General features: G+C 55.2%; 3 protein-coding genes. All 3 read right to left on the reverse strand.

Features of this window, described 5'->3' with window-relative positions; translation table 11 throughout:
* Positions 1-170: 170 nt before the first annotated feature.
* A complete protein-coding gene (locus KKD83_05695) occupies positions 171-1,361 on the reverse strand; it encodes a pyridoxal phosphate-dependent aminotransferase (GenBank protein MBU2535642.1) in 1,191 nt (396 codons plus the stop codon).
* Complete coding sequence (locus KKD83_05700; GenBank protein MBU2535643.1) at positions 1,339-1,944, reverse strand: indolepyruvate oxidoreductase subunit beta; 606 nt, start codon at positions 1,942-1,944, stop codon at positions 1,339-1,341. The genes KKD83_05695 and KKD83_05700 overlap by 23 nt, the downstream gene beginning before the upstream one ends.
* A 16-nt stretch (positions 1,945-1,960) precedes the next feature.
* A partial coding sequence (locus tag KKD83_05705; GenBank protein ID MBU2535644.1) for an indolepyruvate ferredoxin oxidoreductase subunit alpha occupies positions 1,961-3,383 on the reverse strand: 1,423 nt, incomplete at its 5' end.

A 3,383-nucleotide genomic window follows, 5' to 3' on the forward strand; every position in this document is an offset into this window, starting at 1 on the left:
AAGTTCTGATGTTCGGGAAGCACTTTGAGCATCACTTTGGAATATCCCGGCTGGAGCTCCAGGAGCTGCATGTTCAGGAAAGCGGCGATTGGCTCATTCTTGGCCTCGGCCTGCAGTTCAGATACATTATCAGATGCTGCGTTATCCTGCTCTGGCATAATCTATTCCTCTTACTTGGTCAATCCGTATTTTCGTGCTGCCTCGCGCAGGCCGCCCAGTGAGCCTTCCAGGACCCTGTCTTCCACACAGTAGGCAATGCGGAAGTAGCCCGGCGTGCCAAAACCTCGGCCGGGAACGGTCAGCACTTTCAATTTCTGCAATTCCCGGACAAACTCGACATCATCTTCAACCGGAGACTTGGGGAACATATAGAACGCTCCCTGGGGTTTGACCATCGAGTAACCCATTGCGGCGAGGTTATGGTACACAAAATCTCTCTTTCGCTGGTATTCGGCTACCGAGACGGTAACTCCCTGCAAATGACGCACGATGTGCTGCATCAGGGCTGAGGCGTTGACGAAACCGAGAGTCCGGTTGACATGGATAAAACCATTGACCAGTTCTTCCCGGCCGTGGCATTCCGGATGCACGGCTATATAGCCGATTCGCTCCCCGGGCAGGGCCAGGTCCTTGGAATGGGAAGTGGCAATGATACTGTTGGTGTCGTGATGCACCGGGAAAGGGTACTCCAGGCCATCATAAATGAGTTTGCGGTAGGCCTCGTCGCTGATGAGCAGGATGTGCGTCCCGAGTTCAGTTTCTTTCTTGCGGAGCACCTTGCCAATTTCGCGCAGTCGTTCTTCGCTGTAGACCGCGCCCGATGGGTTGTTCGGCGAGTTGACGAGCACGGCCCTCGTCCTTTCATTGATAGCCTGTTCCAGCTCATCTACTCTGGGGGCAAACTGTTCATCGGTGGACAGAATGCGGGACACTCCATAATGGTTACCGATATAGTGGACATACTCGGCAAAATATGGGGCGAAGATGATGACCTCGTCTCCCTGGTTGAGTACCGTCTTCAGGACTACATTCAGTGCTCCCGCCGCCCCGTGGGTCATAATGACGTCATTCATGGTGAATTTAATACCTGTCTCAAAGGATAATTGTTCGGCCACGGCGGCTCTGGTCTCGGCGTAGCCGGCGTTGCTCATGTAGCGGTGCATCCCGGGGGTGGGGTGCTCGGCGATTTTCTTTATTTCCTGAAAAAATTCAGCCGGCGGCTCCATAATCGGATTGCCCAGGGAAAGGTCGAAGATGTTTTCCTCGCCGTAACGTTGCTTCAGCTCGAGCCCTTCTTCAAACATGCGGCGAATCCAGGAGCTGCTGCCCATGCTTTCCCTAACTCTTTCTGATATGGACACCTTTAACTTCCTTTCTGCCGTGGTCAAAGGCGGTGAGGTTGATCTGCCTGACCTTTTCCGGAAGACGATTGGCAATGCTCTCCTGCCAGATACCGATCTTGAAGGGAAGGAAGAGAGAGGCACAGCCGAGCATGAAAACGTTGAGCGTACGGATATTGCCCAGCTCTTTCGCCTTGTCTGTGCCATTGATGAAGTATACCTGGTCGGTGACCTGCCTCAAAATACCCTGTATTTCATCGTCGTTGGGGTAGCGAGCGTTGCCCAGGCTCACCGAGAGGGGGGGTAAAGCATGGTTGTTGACGATGGCAATGCCGCCAATTTTGAGGTAGCTGGCCCACCGGGCTGCCTCCAGTTTCTCCAGGGCGAGGAGCAGGTCGACCTGGCCCTGTCGGATTATCGGCGACCAGACCTGCTCTGCAAGACGCATATGGCTGACCACGCTGCCGCCGCGCTGCGCCATACCTATGGTATCTGTTTTTTTAACATCGTAGCCGGCGGCGATGGCCGTCTCGCCTATGATATCGCTGGCCAGGATAATTCCCTGACCTCCAGCGCCGGTAATCAATAAGTTCAGCGATTTCATCTTTTTACCTTGATTGTTATTTCGGTTGCGTTACAATTGCCTGCTTGGGACATATCTGCTGGCAGACCGCGCAGGTATCGCCAACGCACAGCGAAGGTTCAATGTGAATCTGCTCGTCCGTTTTCTGAATTGCCGAGCAGCCGAGCAGCAGGCAGGCTCCGCAGAGATTGCAAATATCCATATCAATGGCTCTCGGTTCACCGCGCTTTGGCAGTCTCACCGAGCAGGCACCGCGTACGATGATGACGGAAAGCTCGGGCTTTTCAATGGCGGTGCGCACGCTGCTTCTCAATGTTTTCATATCGAATGCGTCAACAACCCTGACGTCTTTCACACCAATACCGCGTACTAACTGCTCCAGTTCCACCTTCCCGGTCTCCTTGCCCTGCGCCGAAATGCCGGTGCCGGGATGTTCCTGGTGCCCGGTCATGGCAGTGGTGCCGTTGTCGAGGATAACCAGTGTTATCTGCGTTTTGTTATAGACACCGTTCACCAGGCCGGTGATGCCTGAGTGCAGGAAGGTGGAATCGCCGATGACGGCAACCACTTTCTTGCTGACGCCGGCCTTTTCCATGCCCAGTGCTTCACTGATACTGGCGCCCATGCAGGCGCAGGTGTCCATGGCGAGGAGCGGCGGATACGTGCCCAGCGTATAACAGCCGATATCGCCGGTGATTATCAATGGCGAATCGGCCAGTGTCTTATCCGTTGCCTTGGCCAGCCTGGCTCGCTGGCCGATGCTGCTCAACACGAAGAAAATGCCGGTGTGCGGACATCCGGGGCAGAGGAGGGGAGGTCGCCGAGGTAGTTCAATGCTGCTCTCTATTTTCCTGCGAGGGTAATCGGGGAGAAGACCCATCTTCTGTCCGGCCTCGTAAATGATATCTGGATTGAGCTCGCCAACCCTGGGGATGAACTCCTTGCCGATTACCTCTATGCCCATTGCCCGCATGTTCTCCTGCAGGAACGGCTCGAGCTCTTCCACCACGATAAGTCTCTTTACCTGGGAGGCAAAGTGGCGGAGAAGAGCATGGGGAAGGGGATACGTCATGCCGAGCTTGAGGAATGACGCTTTGGGAAAGACTTCTCTAGCATACTGGTAGGCAACCCCGCTCGTCACCACACCGAGCTCTCGCCCATCCCAGATTATCTGATTGAGTGGACAGGTCTCGGCATATTCCGCAAGCTTGACGAGCCGCTCTTCCATAAGCGGGTGACGGATACGGGCATGAGCCGGCAGCATGACGTATTTGGCGACGTTGTACTTGAATTCCGGTCGACTCGCCGGCAGCGTTCGGCTTCGCCTGACATCCACCACCGTTTTGGAGTGTGAAATGCGGGTGGTGGTACGCACCATTACCGGCGTGTCAAACTGCTCGCTGAGGTCGAAAGCCTGAGCCATGAAGTCGTAGGCTTCCTGGCTGTCGCTGGGCTCGAGC

This window comes from Chloroflexota bacterium, from assembly GCA_018829775.1.
Taxonomy (GTDB): Bacteria; Chloroflexota; Dehalococcoidia; order Dehalococcoidales; family RBG-16-60-22; genus E44-bin89.

What these genes read in the sequence shown, in the direction of transcription:
- KKD83_05700 (MBU2535643.1), bottom strand. Translation starts at nt 1,944, where the DNA reads ATGAAATCGCTGAACTTATTGATTACCGGCGCTGGAGGTCAGGGAATT.